Genomic DNA, 22692 nt, shown 5'->3' with positions numbered 1-22692 from the left:
TCTTTAAATTATGATCATAATATAATATGTCACTCGTCATGCAATAGGTACTCCGCAGCATCAGCGAGGATTGAGCCATGTCCAGCAGCGACCCCATCGTCATCGTCTCCGCCACACGCACACCGCTGGGGCGTTTCCAGGGTGACCTCTCCAGCCTGCCCTCCCCCGTGCTCGGAGCGCATGTCGTGAAAGCGGCCCTGGCAAGAGCGAACCTCGCCGCTGATCGCGTGGACGAGGTCTTGCTGGGCTGCGTGCTTCCGGCCGGCCTTGGCCAGGCGCCGGCCCGTCAGGCCGCCCGCCAGGCGGGACTGCCCGACGCCACGGGCGCAACGACCGTCAACAAGGTGTGCGGTTCCGGCATGAAGGCGACCATGCTAGGCCACGATCTCCTTCGCGCCGGTTCCGCCGACATCGTGGTGACGGGCGGCATGGAGTCGATGTCGAATGCGCCTTATCTGCTGGCCAAGGCACGCAGCGGCTACCGCATGGGCCATGACCGCCTTCTCGACCACATGATGCTCGACGGCCTGGAGGACGCCTATGAAGGCGGCCGCCCGATGGGCGATTTCGGCGAGGCGACGGCTGAGGCCTATCAGTTCAGCCGCGACGACCAGGACGCCTATGCCGTGGAGACCCTGACCCGCGCCCGCAAGGCGATCGAAACCGGTGCTTTCGCCGCCGAGATCGCACCGGTGGAGGTGCCGGGCAAAGGCGGATCCAGGTTGATTGCCGACGACGAGAACCCGCTCAAGGTTTCACCCGACAAGATCCCGCAGCTCAGGCCGGCCTTCCGCAAGGACGGCACCATCACCGCCGCCAGTTCCTCGGCCAATGCCGATGGCGCGGCCGCACTCGTCCTCACCCGCCGCTCCATTGCCGAGCGCGACGGCCTGCCCGTGCTCGCCGAGATCAAGGGCCATGCCACCCACAGCCAGGATCCGGCCTGGTTCACCACGGCGCCGATCCCGGCCATGCGAAAACTGCTCGAACGTACCGGCTGGCGCGTCGGCGATGTCGACCTGTTCGAAATCAACGAGGCCTTCGCCGCAGTCGCGATGGCGGCCCGCCACGACCTCGACATCCCGGCCGACCGTCTCAACATCCATGGCGGGGCCTGCGCTCTCGGCCATCCCATCGGTGCCACCGGGGCGCGCCTCATCGTTACCCTGCTGCACGCTTTGGCCCGCAACGACCTCAAGCGCGGCGTCGCCTCGCTGTGCATCGGCGGCGGCGAGGCAACCGCCATCGCGATCGAGAGAGTCGGATAAGCGGAGGCGGCTTGATGTTACTGCAGTGTCGACCTCCTGGTCGACATCGCCAAAAACCCCATTCAGGATGAAGAGTATGGCGACCGGGAGGTCGCCACTCCGCACTTTCCCCAGCTCTCAGAACAGTCGCGAGCCGTTCGGGGCACCGCGTTCGGGTGTCGCCAGCACGACAGCACCATCGGCGCCGGGAAAGCCCAGCGTCAGCACCTGCGACATGAACTTGCCGATCTGGCGCGGCGGGAAATTGACCACAGCCATCACCTGGCGCCCGACCAGCTCATTGGCCCTGTAGAGCACGGTGAGTTGAGCGGACGACGCCTTGATGCCGATCTCGTCGCCGAAGTCGATGCGCATGCGATAGGCCGGCTTGCGGGCCCCTTCCAGGGGCACCGCCTCCAGCACCGTGCCGATGCGAATATCGACCTTGAGGAAATCGTCGAAGCCGATCTCCGCCGCCGGCTGCCCGTTGCTGTTACTCACACCGCCTCCGCATCGTCTCGATCATCCCTGCCTCGCCGGCGCGACTCGGCGAAATCGTGAAAACGCTCGCGCAGCCTTTCGCGCATGCGGGCACGGCGCTCATGAGAACGTTCGGCGATGCGGCGGAACGGCGCGAAGATCTGGCAAAGATCGTCGGCCCGCTCCATCCAGCGTTCGCCCGAGCGAAGCTGCCGGTCGACTTCCTTCATCGTCGTGGCCAGGCCTTCGTCCTCGTCCTTCAGCCAGACCTTGACGATGCGAGCCCAAGCCAGCGCCAGTCCCTGCGCCCGCACGGCTCCCATCGGGCCATCGGCGTCGATATCGGCGGCCGTCAGCATCCATTGCATCGAATTGGTGACGACACGGTTCCAGGCCGCCATGGCGAGCGGATCGAGCGCGAAGGCCCTGGAAATATTGGCGATGGCAGTCTTGTGCGGCGAGAGCACGTCGATACGGCGCATCAGAATGTCGAACAGCCTCTCACGGGCCGGCTCTTCGGCCATGCCCGCATCGATGCCATCGAGCACCTTCTGGTCGACCTGGCGCGAATAGGCAGCGAGGATGGCCCCCTTGGAGGGGTAGAGGCCGCGCAATTGCGACAGAGACAGTCCCGCCTTGTCGGCAATGTCGGCCAGGCCGATCTCGCCCCAGGGATTGTCGGCGCATAGCGACAGCAAGGCCTCTACAGCGGCCTGACGCGGATCGACGGCATTATCGGCTTTCGGCTTGGCAACCATGGCTCGAACCTCGTTTTTCGGTGTGCCCCGTCCGATAAAGATAGGCCGATTGCGAACCGGATCAATGCGGCGCGTTGGCCGCAGGAGTTCGGTGTTGCCGTCTGGGGGACATGTCTTCAGACCTGGCTCTCGACATAAGAGGCCTTCGTGATCTGGAGACCAGCCCTCAGGACGCGAGTTCGCCCGCGCGCCGGCGAGCGGCCTCCACTGCCCGCTTCATCAATGCCGTCAGGCCGTTTTCAGCCATCAGCACTTCGAGCGCCGCCGCAGTGGTGCCGCCCGGGCTGGTGACGTTCTGCCGCAGCGTGGCGGCCTGCAGGTCGGACTGGTGCAGCAATTCGCCGGAACCCGCCACGGTGGCGCGCGCCAGCCGCATGGCGAGATCGGCCGGAAGGCCCGCCGCCGCTCCGGCCTCCGCCATGGCTTCGACGAGATGGAAGACATAGGCCGGCCCCGAGCCGGAAACCGCCGTCACCGCATCGATGTGGCTTTCATCCGCCACCCACTCCACGGCGCCGGTCGCCCGCAGCAAGGCGTCGGCCGCCCGTTCCTGATCGGCGGTCACGAAGGCATTCGGCACGGCAGCGGTGATACCGCGGCCGACGGCAGCCGGCGTGTTCGGCATGGCGCGCACGATGGCCGTGCCTGCCGGCAGCAATGCCGCGATGCTGGCAATGGTCTTGCCTGCCATGATGGAGACGGCCAGCGTATCCGATCCGAACAGGGGCGCGACCGAACCCATGGCGACGTCCATCATTTGCGGCTTGATCGCCAGGAGCACCACCGCCGGCGTGCCGAAGGACGCCAGCATCGGGTTGACCGCGACACCTTTTACGGTGAGGTCTCCGGCAATCTCCGGCGGCAAATGCGGATCGATCACCCCCACCTGGGCCGGATCTAGGCCGAGCTTCAGCCATCCTTCCAGCATGGCCCCGCCCATCTTGCCGGCGCCCAGCAGCAGCAGCTTGCCGCCAATGTCCAATGCTTCAGCCATGCGAAGAACTCCTGCAAATAAGAAGCCGGCTTCGGCAGCCGCCTATTTCGCAGCTGCAATGGGTCACCGGAAAAGGTTCGTCCTTGCGAGCGCAGCGAATCAATCCAGGAATGTCCGTGTAGACCCTATGAGGGCCGGATTGCTTCGCTGCGCTCGCAAGGACGCGGAAAGCCCCCGAATACTAGAGCAAAGCGCGTTTACACGTAACCGCTGCTTTTCTCTAACTCATTGTTTCGACGCGTCTTTGCGATTCTTGGTGATTCCAGGAAATCACAAAACGCTCTAGGCTTCGCCCACGGTTTCGAAAAGCACCGCTTCGAGCGCCTCCTTGGGGGTCTTGCCGGCCCAGATCACGAATTGGAAGGCCTGGAAATAACGTTCGCAGGTTTCCACCGCGATCTCGATCAGGGCTTCGCATTGGCGCGGCGTGGCCTCGGCGCCGCCGGCCAGGAACAGGGCATGGCGATACATGATGACCTGGTCGGCATTCCAGACGTCGAAATGGCCGACCCACAGCTGTTCGTTGACGAGCGCAATCGTCTGCAGGAGATCGGCGTGGCGGCGCTTGGGAATTTTGGCGTCGAAGGAGCAGGCCAGATGCAGCGACTCGATATCGTCCATCCAGGTGAAGGAGACGGCATAGTCGCAGCCATGCCCCTTCACGACGATGGAGATCTCGTCTTCGCCGAGTCTGTCGAAGGCCCAGTCATGAAGACTCGCCAGATGTTCGACGAGATCAACCGGATGACCGGCCCGCTCGCTCTGGAGCTCGATTACCGACATTGCAACTCCCGGCGCCTCCGAGGAGGCGCATTGGCGCTGCGAATACCGATCGATACGCAGCCTGTGTGGGGAGAGTTCAGGCATTCGGGCTGAATCGGCAAGGATTCGTTCCCGCCGTCCACAAGGAGGCCTCTCATTCTTCGCCGGTCTTATTGTCGCACGGCGAGACAATCTTGCGCTTAACGCGCGGCAAGCTTGGCTTCGAGTTCGGCGATACGGGCCGCCAGGCGTTCGTTTTCGTCGCGAGCCTTGATCGCCATCTCGCGCACGGCATCGAACTCATCGCGTCGAACATAGTCGAGATCGCGCATGATGCGTTCGGCCTGGCTGCGCACGACACTGTCGACTTCCCGGCGCACGCCCTGCGCGACGCCGGCGGCGTCGGTCATCAATTTGGCGAACTCGTCATAGATACGGCCGGATTGCTGTGGCATCACGAAACTCCTTTGCGGCGTCGATAGCACGGGCCAGACCTCGATAAAAGTGCGGCCCCGCTAGGGCGTGTCGTCAGTTATGGTTTCGAGCGAGATGAGGTCAAAATCGCTCCCGTCTAGCCCGAAACCATAACTGACGACACGCCCTAGAAGCTTCTGCCTTGACGCTGTCACCTCTAGTCACCAAAAGGCACCCATGCCTGAGCAATATTTCATCGTCCCCGCTTTCGATCCGGTGCTGATCCATATCGGCCCGCTCGCCATACGCTGGTATGCGCTGGCCTATATTTTCGGCCTGCTCGGCGGCTGGTGGTATGGACGCCGCCTGATCGGCAACGCCAGGCTCTGGCTCGTACAGCCCGGCACCAAACTGCAATTCGACGACCTCCTGATCTGGGTCACGCTCGGCGTGGTGATCGGCGGACGGCTCGGCATGCTGCTCTACGAACCCGATTACTATCTCGCCAATCCGATCGAGATCCTCAAGGTCTGGGAAGGCGGCATGGCCTTCCATGGCGGTTTCCTGGGGGCGGCACTTGCAGTGATCCTGTTTGCCTGGCTCAACAAGATCCCGGTCCTGTCCTATCTCGACATCGCCTCCTGCGTGGCGCCGATCGGCCTGTTTCTCGGCCGCATCGCCAATTTCATCAATGACGAACTATGGGGGCGCCCGGCCTGGGGGTCGTCCTGGGGCATGATCTCACCATCGAGCCCGTTCTCGATATTTCCGCAGGGTCCGACGCCGCGCTATCCGAGCCAGTTGATCGAGGCTGCCCTGGAGGGCCTCGCGCTGTTCGTGCTGTTTGCCATCATGACGCGCTTCGGTGCCTTGAAACGGCCGGGCCTGATCGCCGGCCTGTTCGGCATCGGCTACGCCGCTGCCCGCTCCTTCAGCGAACTCTACCGCGAGCCGGACGGCTGGTGGATCCAGGACGTGCTGACGGTCGGACAAGCCTATTCGCTGCCGATGGTCCTGGTCGGCCTTGGCCTGGTGGTGTATGCCCTGATGCACCGTCCCGAGGCGCCCAAGGCCTCCGACGCACCGAAATCGGCATGAGCGAAACCCCGCTCGCCCGCGAGATCAAGGACCTGATCCGCCAGGAAGGGCCGATCGACGTGGCGCGCTACATGACGCTCGCGCTCGGCCATCCCCGTCACGGCTACTACATCACGCGCGATCCGCTCGGTGCCGCCGGGGATTTCACCACCGCTCCCGAGATCAGCCAGATGTTCGGCGAGATCATCGGCCTGTGGGCGGCCCATCGCTGGATGATCCTCGGCTCGCCCGCCCGGATCAACCTGCTCGAACTCGGGCCCGGACGCGGCACGCTGATGGCGGACGCCTTGCGGGCGATCGGCAAGGTCGTGCCCACCTTCGCCGAGGCCATCGCACTCCATCTGGTCGAGACGAGTCCCGTCCTGCGCGAAGCCCAGGCCAAGACCTTGGAGAACAGCCTCGGGGGACGCCGCCCGACCTGGCACGACGACATCGCCAGCCTGCCGGAGGGGCCATCGATCATCATCGCCAACGAATTCTTCGATGCCCTGCCCGTGCACCAGTTGGTGCATCAGGGCGGGCGCTGGCATGAAAGATTGGTCGGCCTGGTCGATGACGAACTCGCCTTCGGGCTCGCCCCGGAGCCCGTACCGGCCAATCAGGCACCTCCCCTTTCCGATGGCGCGCTCGACGGCACCATCGTCGAATATCCGGAAGCCGGTTCACAGGTGATGGCGGCCCTCTCTGCGCGCCTTGGCCGCTTCGGCGGCGCCGCCCTGATCATCGATTACGGGCATCTCGAATTCGGCGTCGGCGACACGCTGCAGGCCATGGCCGGCCATGCCTTCGTCGATCCGCTGACCCGTCCCGGCGAGGCCGACCTCACCACCCATGTCTGCTTCGAGACGCTGGCCCGCATCGCCGCCGACCGGCATCTGGCGATCGACATCCTCACCACGCAGGCCCATTTTCTCAACGAACTCGGTATCCGCCCGATGGCTGCCAATCTCAGCCGCCATGCCACGCCGGAACAGGCAGAAGCGATCGCCAAGGCGCTCGAACGCCTGACCGACGACGCCCCGCGCGCCATGGGTTCGCTGTTCAAGGTGCTGGCCGTCTCGGCGCCGGGAACCGAGCGCAGCTGAGAAAGGCATGGTTCTTGCCATCACCGAGGCAGGCCCGGGTGATGGCAAGCTAGCGAGAGCTTCGCAATTTTCGCTCAGCTCCTCGAGGCCTCACACCTTGCAGCGGCAGCTCTTGCGATGCTTCTTCGCCTTGTAGTGATGGCGATGGGCCTTGTGGCGGGGACGGTAGGCCCGCTCGGTCTGGATGATCACCGGCGCTGCGACCGGGCGGATATGCAAGCTGCCGATGCCGGCCGACGCGTTGAGGCCGGTCTGCCCCTGCACCGAGATCGGCTGCAGCGTCACGCCGCCATTGCCGCCACCGAGCAGGACATTGGCCCCGACGCCGACCGCCGCGCTGGCCTCGGCCGACACGCCGGCATAGTTGCCGCCCAGGGGCGCGTGACGGTTGGACGGCTCGAAGACCGCCCAGACCATACGCCCGCCGAAGGTGAAGCCGACATCCACGCCGACCTTGGTGATGGTGCCGTCATAGAGTTCGCTGTAGCCGTTGAAGCCGGAGAACCGGCAGGACACCGGCTTGCGCGATCCCAGCACCACGCCGATGCCACCGCCGATGTCGCAGGTAAGCGTTCCCGTCCTGACGGCCGCCTCGGCCGAACCGGCCGCCGCAGGCGCCAGCAGGGCCGCCAAAGCAAATGCGGACAAGGTTTTCGTGATCTTCATGGGGCACCTATTCAACAAATCTTCTCCGGCCGCGGCCGGATGCCAGGGCACTTTGAACCAACGGCTTGAAAACGCAACGGTTCCCGCCGCGAAATCGCCGGTATCAGAATCCTGACTGGCCCGGCTTCCCGCCGGGCGCCGGTTTGACATCCCTCCACTTCCTCCCGATCCTGCCGCCATGACCGATTCGCCCGCCATCGCGCTCCAGCACGCCGCCCTCGACCTGCCCGGCATCCGCCACGGCTTCTTCACGCGCCAGGGAGGCGTGTCGGACGGCATCTATGCCTCGCTCAACGGTGGATCAGGCTCGGACGACGTTCCCGATCACGTCCGCGAGAACCGGGGCCGCATGGCCGACAGCCTCGGCGTGCCGCGCGATCGCTTCATCACCTGCTACCAGGTGCATTCCCCCAACGTCGTCACCGTCACCGCGCCCTGGACCCGCGAGCACGCGCCCAAGGTCGACGCCATGGTGACGCGCGAGCGCAACCTCGCCTTGGCTGTCGCCACCGCCGATTGCGGCCCCGTCCTGTTCGCAGACGCCAAGGCCGGCGTGATCGGCGCGGCTCATGCCGGCTGGAAGGGCGCCTTCACCGGTGTGCTCGAAACCACGCTCGACGCCATGGTCGGCCTCGGCGCCACACGCGGCAACATCGTCGCGGTGCTCGGTCCCATGATCTCGCGGGCGGCCTACGAGGTCGGGCCGGAGTTCAAGGCCCGATTCCTGGAGGCTGCTGCCGACAATGCCCGCTTCTTCGGCCCGAGCCCCAATGCGGGGCATGCCATGTTCGATCTGCCGGCCTATATCACCATGCGTCTCACCGCGGCCGGCATCGGCCACTTCGAGGACATGGCGCTGTGCACCTATCAGGACGAAGAGCGCTTCTTCTCCTACCGGCGGGTGACCCATCGCAAGGAGCCAGACTATGGCCGCCTGCTGCATGCGATCGCGCTGGCAGATCACTAGAGCAAAGCGCGTTCAGGCGTGAACGTTTGTTTGCTCTAACTCTTTGGTTTGACGCGTCTTTGCGATTCCTGGTGAATCGACCAAATCGCAAAACGCATCGGGAACGAGGTTCGAGGCAGGACCTGCCATGTTACATTTTTCGACCGATGAGTTCGCCACGCGCCTGAAGCGCCTGCAGGCGGAGATGGCCACGCAAAAACTCGATGCCATGCTGCTCTTTGCCCAGGAGAGCATGTACTGGCTGACCGGCTACGATACCTTCGGCTTCTGCTTCTTCCAGTCCCTGCTGGTGCGCGCCGACGGCACGATGGCGCTGCTCACACGCACGGCGGATCTGCGCCAGGCCCAGCACACCTCCAACCTCACCGACATCCGCATCTGGACCGATCGCAGGGATGCGACACCGGCCCAGCAACTCCTCGCCATGGTCCGCGATCTCGGCGTGACGGGCGGCCGCATCGGCGTGGAATTCGATTCCTACGGCCTCACCCATGCCAATGGCCGCAAGCTCGAGGCGGCTTTTGCCGGCGATTTCGAGCTGGTCGACGCTTCCGATGTCGTCGCCCATCTCAGGGCGGTCAAGTCGGCGGCAGAAATCGCCTATGTGCGCGAGGCCGCGCGCCTCTCGGACGCGGCCGATGCAGCCGGCATCGCCGCCGTGTTTCCCGGCGCCGACGAGGGCGACATCCTCGCGGCCCAGCACAATGCCATCTTCTCGGCCGGCGGCGACTATCCCGCCAACGAATTCATCATCGGCTCGGGGCGCGACGCCCTGCTCTGCCGTTACAAGAGCGGCCGCCGCAAGCTCGCCGAACGCGACCAGATCACGCTGGAATTCGCCGGCGTCTATCGCCACTACCACGCGGCGCTGATGCGCACGATCACGATTGGGGACGTCTCCCCCCGTCACAGCGAACTCTATACCGCCGCCCATGAGGCCCTTCTCGCCTGCGAGGCCGAGATCCGGCCAGGACGCACGGCCGGCGATGTCTTCGCCGCCCATGCCCGGGTGATGGATTCGCACGGGCTGGAGGAGCACCGGCTCGCCGCCTGCGGCTATTCGCTCGGCGCCAAGTTCACGCCGTCCTGGATGGACCGGCCGATGTTCTACGAGGGCAATGACTGGGTGTTGGAAGCGGGCATGGTGATGTTCGCCCACATGATCCTGATGGACTCCGACAGCGGCACCGCCATGTGCCTGGGGCGGACCAGCCTGACCACTGAGAACGGCAGCGAAGTGCTGAACGGGGCCGACGCCGGATTGCAGATGCGTTGACCCGGCTGGGCATCGGAACAGCGGCAAATCATCCCAATCTGCACGCATTCCAGCCATGCAAGTGTGAACTCCTTGTGACGCCCCCATTGTATGCGGGCCGGTCAGTTGCTAAGAGCCGGGTGCATTTTTCTCAAAGCGGGAGCCGGCTTCATGGCGGCAGGTGACAGGGGCCACGGTTCGGGCGAGATCAAGCTCGTCGCCGGCAATTCGAATCGTGCACTGGCCGAATCGATTGCGACCTATCTGAAGACCCCCCTGACGAAGTGCTCGGTGCGGCGGTTCGCGGACATGGAGATCTTCGTCGAGATCCAGGAAAATGTCCGCGGCGCGGATGTCTTCGTGATCCAGTCGACCTCCTTTCCCACCAACGACCATCTGATGGAGCTGTTGATCATCACCGATGCCCTGCGCCGCTCCTCGGCCCGGCGCATCACGGCGGTGATCCCCTATTTCGGCTATGCAAGGCAGGATCGCCGCGCTTCCGGCCGCACGCCGATCTCGGCCAAGCTGGTCGCCAACCTGATCACCCATGCCGGTGCCGACCGTGTGCTGACCCTCGACCTGCATGCCGGGCAGATCCAGGGCTTCTTCGACATTCCCACCGACAACCTGTTTGCCGCTCCGGTGATGGAGCGCGACATCAAGGCCCGCATGGAGCTCGACAAGCTCATGGTGGTCTCGCCCGACGTCGGCGGCGTGGTGCGCGCCCGTGCCCTCGCCAAGCGCATCGATGCGCCCCTGGCCATCGTCGACAAGCGCCGCGAGCGCGCCGGCGAGAGCGAGGTCATGAACGTGATCGGCGACGTCAAGGGCCGTACCTGCATCCTGATCGACGACATCATCGATTCCGGCGGCACGCTGGTGAATGCTGCCGAAGCCCTCTTGGAGCGCGGCGCCAAGGACGTGCTGGCCTATATCACCCACGGCGTGCTCTCAGGCGGCGCAGTGGCCCGTATCGCCTCCTCCAAGCTGCGCGAACTGGTAATCACGGACTCGATCATGCCGACCGAGGCGGTACGCGTGGCCCAGAACATCCGCGTCATCTCGATCGCGCCGCTGATCGGCGAGGCCATCGGCCGCACTGCCTCCGAAGAGAGTGTCTCCAGCCTGTTCAACTGAGCCAGCCCGTTCTCATCAGTTCGAATTGCCATCACGAAACCGCCGCGCGAATATGCCCATTCGCACGGCGGTTTCGTTTTGCCTGGCCCGACATGGCGTCACATCCTGCCCTGTCACACGCGGCCAGGTTGTGCACGGCTTATCCCCATAATTCAATCAGACCTTCATCCCATCAGTCTTCGCAATGCACAGGACATAAAGCGCGGTCGGTTATGGCGAATATTGCGTCGCATCCCGGCCACCCGCAATTTTCAGACGATCACTATACCCTTCGACATACTATCCCCCTGCACGCGGACCGAGCAGCTCTACCCTTCCTTTCCCCGTCGAAAATCGCGGGTTGCCGTAGCGAATGCGAAGGCCTTTACTGCCGGCCTTCAACCAATAGCCGGAACAACTGGCTTCAGAGGGGACATCAGGATGACAGCAGCCTTGAAAACGCGCTTGTTCGGCGCCCTGCTCGCCGTAGGCTTGCTCAGCGGCACGGCCTTGTCGGCTTCCGCCGAAACCGTGTTGAACAAAGGCCTGGGCGGCGAACCTCAATCGCTCGATCCCATCCACACCACCACCAATATCGAGCAGTTCATCATCGACGACCTCTACGAAGGTCTCACTGCCTATGACGGCGCCGGCAAGGTGGGTCCCGCCGTCGCCGAAAGCTGGACGGTTTCGCCGGACGGGCTGGTCTACACCTTCAAATTGAGGCCCAGCGCCAAGTGGTCCAACGGCGACCCGGTCACGGCCGAGGATTTCGTCTACAGCTTCCGGCGCAATCTCGATCCCAAGGAAGCCGCCGAATATGCCAGCCTGTCCTATCCGATCAAGAACGCACAGGCGATAAACACCGGCAAGGCAGCGATCGATACGCTCGGCGTCAAGGCCATCGATGCCGGTACGCTGGAAATCACCCTCGAAAGCCCCGTCCCCTTCTTCCCCGAACTCCTTGCTCATCAAAGCGTGGTGCCGGTGAACAAGGCCAATGTCGAGAAATATGGCCGCGATTTCGCCAAGGCGGGCAAGCTTGTGTCGAACGGCGCCTATACGGTCACCGAGCAGATACCCGGCGATCACCTCACCTTCGTCAAGAACCCCAATTACTGGGGCGCGGCAAATGTGAAGATCGATCGCGTCGTCGCCTATCCAAGCGAGGACCAGGCCGCCATCCAGCGCCGCTTCCTGGCCGGGGAACTCGACCTCGCCTATCAGTTCCAGGCCGATCAGCGCAAATTCCTGCAGGAGAAGGTCGGCGACGAGGTTCACGTCTCGCCATCGACGTCGAGCGAATATTACGCCTTCGACACTCGCAAGCCGCCCTTCGACGACATCCGGGTCCGACGGGCCTTCGCCATGGCGATCGACCGCGACTTCCTGGCCAATGACGTGCTGAACGGCGTCTATCAGCCGCTCTATAGCTGGATCCCGGAGGGTATCGCCAACTACACGCCTGCCAAGGCCGACTTCGCCGACACGCCTCAGCTCGACCGCGAGGACAAGGCCAAGGAACTCTTGAAGGAAGCGGGCTACGGCCCGGGTGGCAAGCCGCTCAAGGTCGAGATCCGCTACAACACCAACGAGAACTGGAAGAAGGTCGCCACCGCGATCGCCGATATGTGGAAGGGCCTCGGCGCCGAGGTCACCATGCTCAATTCCGATCTCAAGTCGCACTATTCCTATCTGCAGCAAGGCAATAGTTTCGACGTCACGCGGGCAGGCTGGGTCGCCGACTATGCCGATCCCGAGAATTTCCTGACCCTGGGTGTCTCCACCAACAAGGTCTTCAACTACGGCCACTACAACAATCCCGAATTCGATGCCTTGATGGCCAAATCCTTCACCGAGCGGGACGTCGCCAAGCGCATGCAGATCCTGCATGACGCCGAAGCCATGCTGCTGCGTGATGCCTCGGTAACGCCCCTGCTGGTCTATAACGACCCCTGGCTGGTTTCCAAGAAGGTCAAGGGCTGGCACGACAACCTCGCCAACCACCACGGCACGCGTTTCCTCACCAAGGAATGAGCTGCTGCGTGTGTGATGGCAGGAGGCCATCCTCCTGTCTCTCATCCGCGGCTGGAGAAGCGTGCCTGCCTCGCAGATGACGGGCCTGAACGCTTCGCAGACAGCCAATCCGAGGCGATGTCATGCTTTCATTCGTGCTGAAGCGTCTGGCGAGCGCGATTCCGACCCTGTTCGTGATCGTCACGCTTTCTTTTTTCCTGATGCGCCAGGTACCGGGCGGGCCCTTCAATCTCGCCCGGCCGCTGCCGCCGCAGATCATGGACAACTTGAACCGCGTCTATCATCTCGATGACCCTGTATGGAAACAGTATCTAAATTATATCTGGAACGTATTGCGCGGCGATTTTGGCCCCAGTTACGTCTATCGCGACTATACGGTCTCTGAAATCATCCTCCAGAAACTGCCCTACTCCCTGCAGCTGGGCAGCATGGCCCTGCTCCTTGCTGTCGTCGGCGGCATTCTGATCGGAACGACCGCTGCGCTGCGCCAGAATTCGATCGTGGATGTCGCCGTGACCGCGATCGGCAATATCGGCATCACCATCCCCAATTTCGTCATCGGGCCGGTCCTCGCGCTCCTGTTCGGACAAACCCTGCATTGGCTGCCGACCGGCAGCTGGGGCGACGGTTCGTTTCGCTATCTGCTCCTGCCGATGATCACCCTGGCCCTGCCGGAACTGGCGACCTTTGCCCGCCTGATGCGTGGCTCCATGCTGGAGGCCCTGCATGCCGACCACATCCGCACGGCGAAGGCCTATGGCCTGCCCGCCAAGCTGACCATCGTCGCCCATGCCATGCGCGCCGGCATCCTGCCGATCGTCACCTATCTTGCTCCCGCCGCCGCCTCGCTGCTGACGGGCTCGGTCGTGGTCGAGAAGGTGTTCGGCATTCCCGGCGTCGGCAAGGATTTCGTCGAGGGTGCCCTCAACCGCGACTACACGCTGGTGATGGCGACCGTGGTGCTGGTTTCGGTCTTCATCATCATCTTCAACCTGATCGTCGACCTGCTCTATGCCTGGCTCGATCCGAGGGTGCGTCATGACTGAAACAAGCCTGGCACCCGCCACACTCCCGCGCAGCCGCAGCCTGCTCGAACTCGCCTGGCTGCGCCTGCGCCGCAACAAGGCCGCCATGGTCAGCCTGTTCGTGTTCGCGGCCATCGTGATCTTTTCCGTGCTGGGACCGTTCTTTTCCCCCCACGGCTACGACCAGGTCTATGGGTCCTACGTCAAGGTTCCCCCCAGCCTCTCGCCCTATCCCAAGCACGCGACGCTCGAGGAGGCCATGAAGCGCGCGGCTTCACAGGCCCGTCTGCAGGTCCAATCCTTCGAGACCTCGGGCACCCAGTTCACGGCCACATTGACGTCGAGCCGGGCGATCGATCCGCGCGCCACCCGCTATGTCGACCGCATCGACGAATTCCGCAACACCAAGGTCACCGATATCAGGGACGACGGCCGCACGGTCGTCATGCAGGGTGACATCAATGGCCAGTATTTCCTGCTCGGCACCGATGGCAATGGCCGCGATCTCATGACCCGTATCATGATTGGCGGCCAGGTCTCGCTGCTCGTCGGCCTGCTCGCCAGCCTGGTCAGCTTGGTCATCGGCGTCACCTACGGCGCCGTGTCGGGCTATATTGGCGGGCGTGCCGACAATCTGATGATGCGCTTCGTGGAGATCCTCTATTCGCTCCCGTTCATGTTCTTCGTCATCCTGCTGGTGGCTTCGTTCGGGCGCGATTTCTGGCTGATCTTCGTCGCCATCGGCGCCATCGAATGGCTCGACATGGCCCGCATCGTGCGGGGCCAGACCCTGTCCCTGAAACGGCGCGACTTCATCTCGGCAGCCCATGCCCTGGGGCTCAGCGAGGGGGCGGTGATCCGCCGCCACATCATTCCCAACACGCTGAGCCCGGTGCTGGTGTTCCTGACGGTGCGCATTCCCCGCATCATCCTGCTCGAAAGCTTCCTTTCCTTCCTCGGGCTCGGTGTACAGGCACCGCTCACCAGTTGGGGAGCGCTGATCAAGGAAGGCGCCGATTCCATGGAGGCGGCCCCCTACCTGCTGATCTGTCCGGCCATCTTCCTGGTCACCACCCTGTTCTGCCTCAATTTCATCGGCGACGGCCTGCGCGACGCCTTCGACCCCAAAGATCGCTAGAGCGTTTTTCTTTCAGACGGAGGCGCTTTGAACCGCAAAATACTACCGATATCAATACGTTAAAACGCGGGGACGGTTCGGCTTAGCCGCATTTTGCTTAAGGGAAGACCGATGCAACAGACACCTGTGGATCAGGCTACGAAAGACATCCTCCTCGACGTCAGCGGCCTGGAGGTCGACTTCAGCACCCCCGACGGTACGGTCAAGGCGGTCAAGGGCATCGACCTCAAGGTCAGCAGAGGCGAGACCGTCGCCATTGTGGGCGAATCCGGCTCGGGCAAGAGCCAGACCATGATGGCATTGATGGGCCTGCTGGCCGGCAACGGCCAGGTCCGGGGATCGGCCAAATATCGCGGCAGGGAATTGCTCGGCCTGCCGGCGAAGGAGCTCAACAAGGTACGCGGCGACAAGATCACCATGATCTTCCAGGAACCGATGACCTCGCTCGACCCGCTTTACAAGGTCGGGCGCCAGGTAGCCGAGCCGATCGTCCATCATCGCGGCGGCAGCTATAAGCAAGCCCGCAAGAAGGCAGTGGAGCTGTTCAAGCTCGTGGGCATTCCCCATCCCGAGCGGCGGGTGGATGCCTATCCCCATGAGATGTCGGGAGGCCAGCGCCAGCGTGTGATGATCGCCATGGCGCTCGCCAACGATCCCGATCTGTTGATCGCCGACGAGCCGACCACCGCCCTCGACGTCACGGTGCAGGCGCAGATCCTGTCCCTGCTCGCCGATCTCCGGCAGCGCCTGGGCATGTCCATCGTCTTCATCAGCCACGATCTCAACATCGTCCGGCGTTTTGCCGATCGCGTCTATGTCATGCGCCGTGGCGAAGTGGTGGAGACCGGCACCACGCAGGAGGTCTTCGACAATCCCCGGCATGACTACACCAAGATGCTGCTGGCGGCCGAACCGTCGGGCCACAAGGATCCGCCGCGTCCCGATGCTCCCGTGCTGCTCGAGGGCCGCAACATCCGCGTCACCTATCATCTCAGCGGCAGCCTGTTCGGCGGCCACAAGGCGATGGATCTGAAGGCGGTGGACGATGTTTCCGTGCGCCTGCAGCAGGGGCAGACCATCGGAATCGTGGGTGAATCGGGGTCGGGCAAGTCGACCCTGGGCCGCGCCCTGCTGCGGCTGAATACCGGCGAAGGCAACATCCGCTTCGACGGTCGGGACATCTCGCGGGCAAGCGTGCTCGAGATGCGTCCGCTGCGACGCGCCCTGCAATTGGTGTTCCAGGATCCCTACGGTTCGCTTTCCCCCCGCATGTCCGTGGGATCCATCATCACCGAGGGCCTGAGGGTGCATGAGCCGAATCTGTCGGCTGCCGATCGCGACATCAGAGCCATCCAGGCCTTGACCGAGGTTGGCCTCGATCCCACCGCCCGCAACCGCTATCCGCACGAATTCTCGGGCGGCCAGCGCCAGCGCATCGCCATTGCGCGCGCCATGATCCTAAAGCCCAAGGTGGTGGTGCTCGACGAGCCGACCTCGGCGCTCGACCGCTCGGTGCAAAAACAGATCGTCGAGCTGCTGCGCGAGCTGCAGGCCTCCCACAGCTTGTCCTATCTGTTCATCAGCCATGATCTGTCGGTGGTACGCGCGCTGTCCGACTATGTCGTCGTGATGAAGGAAGGGCGCATCGTCGAGGAGGGCCCCACCGCCCAGATCTTCGATGCACCGCGCGAAGCCTATACTCGCACGCTTATGGCGGCTGCACTCGGCAAGGAACGTGTGGAGGCAACAGGTACGGCCTGAGGACCTGTCGCCTGCGCGTCGCTTTGGCGGCCCCTTGTCATCCCCCCGTCATCGCTTGGTCTTATCCGCGAATCCCATCGCACAACCCGGATTCGGCGAAGGAGCGGATGGGCATGACGGATGTGAACAGCATCGGGACACAGGCGCCAGCCAAGAGCCAGGGCCATGTGAAGCAGGCCGTGGAACATCACCGGCTATTGTCGCTGCGCGGCATGCAGGACCGGCTCTTCACCTTGGCTTTCAGTGGCCTCGTCTATGCCCAGATCTGGGAAGATCCCGAGATCGACATGGAGGCGCTGGCTCTCAAATCCGACGACCGACTGGTTGCCATCGCCTCCGGCGGCTGCAATGTGATGAGCTATCTCAAGGCTGGCCCGGCTGCGATCACCGCGGTCGACCTCAACCGCCACCATATCGCCCTCAACCGCCTGAAGATCGCGGCCGCCCGGCACCTGCCCGATCATGCCGCCTTCTACGACTTCTTCGCACGTGCCCACCAGCGCCGCAATGTTTCGATCTACGAGACAGCCCTGCGCTCCCATCTCGACGCCGAGACACGGGCCTATTGGGACGGGCGCGACCTGCTTGGCCGCCGCCGCATCGGCTATTTCGGCAAGAATCTCTATCGTTACGGCCTGCTCGGCCGTTTCATCGGCTTGGGACACCTGATCGGGCGGCTGCATCGCATCGATCCGGCCGACCTCCTGGCCGCCCGTGATCTCGCCGAGCAGCGCCGGGTCTTCGACGAGCGCATCGCGCCCCTGTTCGATCGCCCCCATATCAAATGGCTCACCCGCCGGCGGGCCTCGCTCTATGGCCTGGGCATTCCGCCCGAGCAATATGACGCCCTGGCCGGGGCGGCCGCAGACGGGGAAGGCATTGCCGACGTGCTGCGCGAGCGGCTGGAACGCCTCGCCTGCGATTTCGACCTCAAGGACAATTATTTCGCCTGGCAGGCCTTCGGTCGCGGCTACAAACCCGATGGCGACGGGCCGGTGCCACCCTATCTCGAGCAGACGGCCTACGAGGCCGTGCGCGATCGGGCCGATCGCATCGATGTCCGCCACGTCAATTTGATCGACCACCTCAAGGCCCAGCCGGCAGCCAGCCTCGACGCCTATGTGCTGCTCGATGCCCAGGACTGGATGACCGATGTCATCCTCACCAAGCTGTGGAGCGAGATCACCCGGACGGCTCGCCCCGGCGCCCGCGTGATCTTCCGCACCGCCGCCGAGGAAAGCCTGCTGCCAGGCCGAATTCCCGCCGACCTTTTGGCGCGCTGGTCCTACGACCGCGAGCGCTGCCGGGCCTGGACCGCGCGCGACCGCTCCGCCATCTATGGCGGCTTCCATCTCTACGAGCTGCGAGCCCTCCATTGAGCATCCAGATGCAGGCAGGCGACGCCGCGGCGGCGATGAACCGGATCTATCGCCACCAGCGCTACATCTATGATCTCACGCGCAAATATTACCTGCTCGGGCGGGACCACCTGATCGCCTCGCTCAAGCCGGCAGCGGGTGAAACCATTCTCGAAATCGGATGCGGCACCGGCCGCAACCTCATCGCCGTGGCCCGGCGCTATCCCGCCACGGCGCTCAACGGTTTCGACATCTCGACGGCGATGCTCGAAACGGCTCGACACTCGCTGGACCGCAATGGCCTGGCCCGTGTCAGCGTGGCTCAGGCCGATGCCACCCGTTTCTCGCCCGAACAGTTCGGGCGCAAGGGGTTCGAGCGCATCTATATCTCCTACACGCTGTCGATGATCCCGGATTGGCGCGCCGTGCTGGAACGGGCCGTTGCAGCCCTGGAACCGGGCGGTCGCCTCCTCATCGTGGATTTCGGCCAGCAGGGCGGCCTGCCGAGCTGGTTCAAGCGGGTGCTCTTTGCCTGGCTGGCGCGCTTCCACGTCCATCCGATCGCCGCACTGCCCGCAGCACTGGCGGATCTTGCAAGCCGCGAGGGCTTGCAGCTCCGGACCAGGGACCTCTACCGCGGCTACGCGTTCTATGCGGAATTGGCACGGAGACCGGGCAAGCCGATCTCCTGATCGCGCCATGTCTTGGCGCTGGTGCTGGGAGGACGGGAGAAACCCCTCTGCTCCTTTCAGAGCCCCAGCTGATCGCCTCGCCAAGTCTTGCCTCCCGGCCTGGCTAAGGCACGTCTACTTAGCCCGATCGATAGGGCTCGAGCAACTATGCGACCAGGTTGATGGCTCCAGGTCCTTCAGTGCGGATTGACGACCCGTACACCGAGGCGCCTCATCCACGCCTTTCCCAGAAGACAGTGCCCTCGAAGCGGAACGCCTGCTCGCCATGCTGGTTGAGCGCCGAGCTCTGCATGGAGACGATGCCCCATTCGGGGCGGGAAGCGCTCTCCTTCTTGCCCGTGATCTCCACGCTATAGCGCAGCGTATCGCCGGCGCGCACCGGCTTGGCCCAGACCATGTTGCGAAAGCCCGGCGACGGGCCGAGCTTCACCACCGGCTTACCGAGCTGGCGCGCCCGCGCGATCTCGACTTCCTGATGCGCCACCAGGAGCTTCATCCAGACCGCCGCAACCTGCCAGCCCGACGCCACCAGGCCACCAAAATGGCTGGCCTCCGCCGCAGCCTCGTCGACATGAAAGGGCTGGGGATCGTAGAGGGTCGCAAAGCGCTTGATATTCTCGGCCGAAAAGGTGAAAGCGCCGATCTCGTCGGTATCCCCGATGGCAAGATCCTCGAAATATTTCATGCCGCCTGCCTCCGGCCGAACATGATGGAACCGGTCTGGGTGGTCACCACCGTCTTGCCGTCCGCCACAAGTTCGAACAGAAACTTCACCAGGCCCATTTCGGGGCGGCTTCTGGAAGCCCGCGCCTCCAACGTCGTACGGCGAACGCTCAGCGTGACATCCGGGCGTAGCGGCGCCAGCCACTTAACCTCGTCGATGCCGGGGGCGCCCATCGAGGTGGAGTTGAGCATGAAGCCATCGCAATTGAGCCGCATCAAGATGCAGCAGGCATGCCAGCCGGAAGCCGCAAGCCCGCCCAGCATGGTGCTTTTTGCCGCCTCATCATCGAGATGAAACGGCTGGGGGTCATATTCCCTGGCGAAGGCGAGGATGGCCTCACGCGTCAGCCTGTACGAGCCATAAGTGGCGATCTCGCCGACCGGGAAATCTTCGAAATGGAGGGTATCAGCCATGCCCTCAGGATGGACCGATTAGGCCCTCAACGGCAAGAGCCTGATATTTGTCGAGGAAAGCCTCGACCGGGAGCTTGCGGAAGTCCGGCAGGGCGGCCCGCAGCGCTTCATGCGACCAGTCCCACCAGGCCAGGGCCTGCAGGCGATCGGCAATCGCGTCGTCGAAGCGCCGACGAATCGGCCGCGCCGGATTGCCGGCGACGATGGTATAGGCCTCGACGTCGCGGGTGACCACGGCGCCAGCACCCACCACGGCGCCGATGCCGATACGACGTCCTGGCAGCACGATCGCACCATGCCCGATCCAGACATCATGGCCGATATGGACATCATGTTCCCTACGCCAAGCGAAGAAGTCGCTCTCGTCGCTCTCGCCTTCGAAATAGGCCGAGGCGCGATAGCTGAAATGGCTTTGGCTTGCCCGGTCCATCGGGTGATTGCCCGGATTGATGCGCGTATGGGCCGCGATCGAGACGAAACGGCCGACATGGCTGTAGGCGATGTCCGCATCGTTGACGACATAGGAATAATCGCCGAGTTCGACTTCAATCAGGCTGGTCCGCGGTCCCACCTCGGTGTAGCGCCCGAGCCGGCTCGCTGAAACCGAAGCCGTCGGGTCGATGAGAGGCGTGGGGCTGAGCTTAGGCAAGGCAATTCACCGGTCGGAAAGGCTCGTACTTCCCATTCTCCTGCGACAACGCCATGACAAGAACCGGCCGGAGCGCCCGGCCTGTCGCAATTGCCGGCGACATCGGCGGTGGATCGTCACCGAAACATCATTGAACTGCCATCCCTCTGTAATGGCCCGGCGTTACCGACTCCGGAAACCTGCACGAGAAGGGATCTGTTCATGCTGGCGATCAAAGGAGTTTCCAGGCGCTTTGGCGGCAAGACGGCTGTCGCCGATGTGAATCTGGAAATTGCGCCCGGCGCCTTCATCGGTGTGATCGGGCGCTCAGGGGCCGGCAAGTCGACATTGCTGCGCATGCTGAACCGCCTTGTCGACCCGAGCGAGGGTACGATCTCCTTCGATGGCGTCGATGTCACGGCCCTGCGCGGACAGGCCCTGCGGGACTGGCGCGCGCGCTGCGCCATGATCTTCCAGCAGTTCAACCTCATCGGCCGCCTCGACGTGCTCACCAATGTGCTGATGGGCCGCCTTAACAAGGTCTCGACCGCCAGCGCCGTGCTGCAGCTGTGGGGCCTCGAGGACAAGGCCATGGCGCTCGCCGCGCTGGAGCAGTTCGACATCGCCAATCTTGCCGGCCAGCGTGCCGACAGCCTGTCCGGCGGTCAGCAGCAGCGCGTGGCGATCGCCCGCGCCCTGGTGCAGGAACCTTCGATCATCCTGGCGGACGAGCCGATCGCCTCGCTCGACCCGCGCAATACCAAGGTGGTGATGGATGCGCTCTTACGCATCAACAAGCATTTCGGCATCACCGTCATCTGCAATCTCCATTCGCTCGATCTCGCCCGCGGCTATTGCGACCGCCTGATCGGCATGTCCGCCGGTCGGGTGGTGTTCGACGGCGCCCCCGCGGCGCTGACGACAGATGCGGCCCGCGACCTCTACGGCCTGGAGGCCGGCGAAGTGATGGACGCCGATGCCGACACCAAATGGGCAGGCGGTACAAATTCGGCAGGCTTGGCTCGCCCTGCCAGCGTCGCGGCCTGACAGGCCGGCTGCGCATCTTCAAGAGCCACAAGAACACGATATTTCCGACAGGAGAGACCTATGCTTTCGCGCCGCACGCTGCTCGGCCTTGCCGCAGCAGCCATGAGCTTTGCCGCCGGTACTGCCCAGGCCGAGGACTGGAAGGCCCAGTATCCCGAATTGACGCTCGCCGTCATTCCGGCCGAGAACGCCTCCACCACCAATGACCGCTACCAGCCGCTGGCCGACTACATCGCCAAGCAGGTCGGCGTGCCGGTCAAGCTCAACATCGCCAACGACTACGCCGCCGTGATCGAAGCCCAGCGCGCCGGCTTTGCCCAGATCGCCTGGTACGGCCCGGCCTCCTATGCCCGCGCCATCATCACCGGCGTCGCCACCGAGCCGGTCGCCGTGCCGCGCCATAACAATGGCCTCACCGGCTACTACTCGGTGATCTATGTGAAGGCCGACAGCCCCTACAAGACCATCGAGGACCTCAAGGGCAAGAAGCTCGCCCTCGTCGACCCGAACTCGACCTCCGGCAACAATGCGCCGCGCTTCGGCCTGCACAGCCAGGGCATCGACGTGGACAAGTTCTTCTCCTCCGTCGTCTTCGCCGGTAGCCACGACAACGCCGTGCTGGCCCTCGCCCAGGGTACCGCCGACGCTGCTGCGAACAGCTGGAACTCGGAAGACGATTCCAACCTGACCCGCATGCTCAGCCGCGGCATCCTCAAGAAGGATGACGGCACCGCGATGACCAAGGCCGATTTCCGTGTCATCTACAAGACGCCCTTCCTGCCTGAAGGCCCCTATACGGTGCTCGCCTCGCTGCCCGACGATCTGAAGAAGAAGATCGGCGCCGCGCTGATCGACTACGCCAAGAACGACAAGGCCAATTTCGACAAGCTTTCCGATGGCAAGGATCTCGAACTCACGGCGATCAGCGCCAAGGAATATCAGCCGATCGTCGACATGGTGAAGTTCAACGACGCGCTCCGCAAGACCCAGTAAAGCCAGGCACGACCGAAAGAAAGGGCGCGTA

General features: G+C 63.8%; 23 protein-coding genes. 14 read left to right on the top strand and 9 right to left on the bottom strand.

Features of this window, described 5'->3' with window-relative positions; genetic code table 11:
• Positions 1-77 precede the first annotated feature (77 nt).
• Complete coding sequence (locus ACIGJE_RS11145) at positions 78-1268, top strand: acetyl-CoA C-acyltransferase (protein WP_311933521.1); 1191 nt, start codon at positions 78-80, stop codon at positions 1266-1268.
• A 117-nt stretch (positions 1269-1385) separates the two neighbouring features.
• Here the strand turns inward: ACIGJE_RS11145 and ACIGJE_RS11140 are convergent, their stop codons facing one another.
• The 5 genes from ACIGJE_RS11140 to ACIGJE_RS11120 all read right to left on the bottom strand — a co-directional run bounded on the left by ACIGJE_RS11140 (position 1386) and on the right by ACIGJE_RS11120 (position 4696).
• A complete protein-coding gene (locus ACIGJE_RS11140; protein ID WP_415083309.1) occupies positions 1386-1748 on the bottom strand; it encodes a tRNA-binding protein in 363 nt (120 codons plus the stop codon).
• A complete protein-coding gene (locus ACIGJE_RS11135) occupies positions 1745-2485 on the bottom strand; it encodes a TetR/AcrR family transcriptional regulator (protein WP_311933524.1) in 741 nt (246 codons plus the stop codon). The genes ACIGJE_RS11140 and ACIGJE_RS11135 overlap by 4 nt, the downstream gene beginning before the upstream one ends.
• A gap of 166 nt (positions 2486-2651) precedes the next feature.
• Entirely contained in the window at positions 2652-3479 is an 828-nt protein-coding gene (proC, locus tag ACIGJE_RS11130) for a pyrroline-5-carboxylate reductase (protein WP_415083312.1), read from the bottom strand.
• A gap of 282 nt (positions 3480-3761) precedes the next feature.
• Positions 3762-4262: a type III secretion system chaperone family protein gene (locus ACIGJE_RS11125; RefSeq protein WP_105861637.1), complete on the bottom strand. Its 501-nt coding sequence runs from the start codon at positions 4260-4262 to the stop codon at positions 3762-3764.
• Between the two features lie 179 nt (positions 4263-4441).
• On the bottom strand, positions 4442-4696 hold the full coding sequence (locus ACIGJE_RS11120; RefSeq protein ID WP_068288466.1) for an accessory factor UbiK family protein: 255 nt from the start codon (positions 4694-4696) through the stop codon (positions 4442-4444).
• Between the two features lie 196 nt (positions 4697-4892).
• On the opposite strand from ACIGJE_RS11120, the gene lgt reads away from it, so the two are divergent.
• Positions 4893-5753, top strand: a complete 861-nt coding sequence (gene lgt, locus ACIGJE_RS11115; RefSeq protein WP_415083314.1) for a prolipoprotein diacylglyceryl transferase — start codon at positions 4893-4895, stop codon at positions 5751-5753.
• Positions 5750-6838 (top strand): class I SAM-dependent methyltransferase, encoded by a 1089-nt coding sequence (locus ACIGJE_RS11110; RefSeq protein ID WP_415083316.1) that lies wholly within the window; start codon positions 5750-5752, stop codon positions 6836-6838. Before lgt ends, ACIGJE_RS11110 begins: the two co-directional genes overlap by 4 nt.
• A 90-nt stretch (positions 6839-6928) precedes the next feature.
• Here the strand turns inward: ACIGJE_RS11110 and ACIGJE_RS11105 are convergent, their stop codons facing one another.
• On the bottom strand, positions 6929-7504 hold the full coding sequence (locus tag ACIGJE_RS11105) for a DUF992 domain-containing protein (protein ID WP_367624140.1): 576 nt from the start codon (positions 7502-7504) through the stop codon (positions 6929-6931).
• 178 nt (positions 7505-7682) lie between these two features.
• On the opposite strand from ACIGJE_RS11105, the gene pgeF reads away from it, so the two are divergent.
• The 9 genes from pgeF (at position 7683) to ACIGJE_RS11060 (ending at position 18856) form a co-directional block, all read left to right on the top strand.
• The gene (pgeF, locus tag ACIGJE_RS11100) at positions 7683-8471 is read left to right on the top strand and encodes a peptidoglycan editing factor PgeF (protein WP_415083319.1); all 789 of its coding nucleotides are present in this window, start codon (positions 7683-7685) and stop codon (positions 8469-8471) included.
• 127 nt (positions 8472-8598) lie between these two features.
• Positions 8599-9747, top strand: a complete 1149-nt coding sequence (locus tag ACIGJE_RS11095; protein WP_415083321.1) for a M24 family metallopeptidase — start codon at positions 8599-8601, stop codon at positions 9745-9747.
• A 150-nt stretch (positions 9748-9897) separates the two neighbouring features.
• The gene (locus tag ACIGJE_RS11090; RefSeq protein ID WP_068288448.1) at positions 9898-10866 is read left to right on the top strand and encodes a ribose-phosphate pyrophosphokinase; all 969 of its coding nucleotides are present in this window, start codon (positions 9898-9900) and stop codon (positions 10864-10866) included.
• Between the two features lie 420 nt (positions 10867-11286).
• Positions 11287-12882: a peptide ABC transporter substrate-binding protein gene (locus ACIGJE_RS11085; RefSeq protein ID WP_311933539.1), complete on the top strand. Its 1596-nt coding sequence runs from the start codon at positions 11287-11289 to the stop codon at positions 12880-12882.
• 122 nt (positions 12883-13004) lie between these two features.
• Positions 13005-13928 carry an ABC transporter permease subunit gene (locus tag ACIGJE_RS11080; protein WP_415083324.1) on the top strand — a complete coding sequence of 308 codons (924 nt, stop codon included), beginning with the start codon at positions 13005-13007 and terminating at the stop codon, positions 13926-13928.
• On the top strand, positions 13921-15045 hold the full coding sequence (locus ACIGJE_RS11075; RefSeq protein WP_311933542.1) for an ABC transporter permease: 1125 nt from the start codon (positions 13921-13923) through the stop codon (positions 15043-15045). Before ACIGJE_RS11080 ends, ACIGJE_RS11075 begins: the two co-directional genes overlap by 8 nt.
• 111 nt (positions 15046-15156) lie before the next feature.
• The gene (locus tag ACIGJE_RS11070) at positions 15157-16806 is read left to right on the top strand and encodes an ABC transporter ATP-binding protein (protein WP_367624144.1); all 1650 of its coding nucleotides are present in this window, start codon (positions 15157-15159) and stop codon (positions 16804-16806) included.
• 107 nt (positions 16807-16913) lie between these two features.
• Positions 16914-18185: a BtaA family protein gene (locus tag ACIGJE_RS11065; RefSeq protein ID WP_311933545.1), complete on the top strand. Its 1272-nt coding sequence runs from the start codon at positions 16914-16916 to the stop codon at positions 18183-18185.
• Positions 18182-18856 (top strand): class I SAM-dependent methyltransferase, encoded by a 675-nt coding sequence (locus tag ACIGJE_RS11060; protein ID WP_483680071.1) that lies wholly within the window; start codon positions 18182-18184, stop codon positions 18854-18856. The genes ACIGJE_RS11065 and ACIGJE_RS11060 overlap by 4 nt, the downstream gene beginning before the upstream one ends.
• Positions 18857-19067: 211 nt before the next feature.
• Here ACIGJE_RS11060 and ACIGJE_RS11055 read toward each other — a convergent pair whose 3' ends face one another.
• Genes ACIGJE_RS11055 through ACIGJE_RS11045 form a run of 3 tightly spaced genes read right to left on the bottom strand, consistent with a single transcriptional unit; the run spans position 19068 to position 20648 of the window.
• A complete protein-coding gene (locus ACIGJE_RS11055) occupies positions 19068-19541 on the bottom strand; it encodes a MaoC family dehydratase (protein ID WP_415083328.1) in 474 nt (157 codons plus the stop codon).
• A complete protein-coding gene (locus ACIGJE_RS11050; protein ID WP_311933551.1) occupies positions 19538-19993 on the bottom strand; it encodes a MaoC family dehydratase in 456 nt (151 codons plus the stop codon). Before ACIGJE_RS11050 ends, ACIGJE_RS11055 begins: the two co-directional genes overlap by 4 nt.
• A 4-nt stretch (positions 19994-19997) precedes the next feature.
• The gene (locus ACIGJE_RS11045) at positions 19998-20648 is read right to left on the bottom strand and encodes an LbetaH domain-containing protein (protein ID WP_311933911.1); all 651 of its coding nucleotides are present in this window, start codon (positions 20646-20648) and stop codon (positions 19998-20000) included.
• Between the two features lie 195 nt (positions 20649-20843).
• On the opposite strand from ACIGJE_RS11045, the gene phnC reads away from it, so the two are divergent.
• Both phnC and phnD read left to right on the top strand, forming a co-directional pair.
• Positions 20844-21668, top strand: a complete 825-nt coding sequence (phnC, locus tag ACIGJE_RS11040) for a phosphonate ABC transporter ATP-binding protein (protein WP_311933552.1) — start codon at positions 20844-20846, stop codon at positions 21666-21668.
• 60 nt (positions 21669-21728) lie between these two features.
• Positions 21729-22661 carry a phosphonate ABC transporter substrate-binding protein gene (gene phnD / locus ACIGJE_RS11035; RefSeq protein ID WP_149254205.1) on the top strand — a complete coding sequence of 311 codons (933 nt, stop codon included), beginning with the start codon at positions 21729-21731 and terminating at the stop codon, positions 22659-22661.
• Positions 22662-22692 lie beyond the last annotated feature (31 nt).

Source organism: Labrys sp. E2SS-1L (assembly GCF_057073705.1).
Note: the sequence above shows the minus strand (reverse complement) of the source record. Positions and strands in the feature narration are given on the sequence as shown.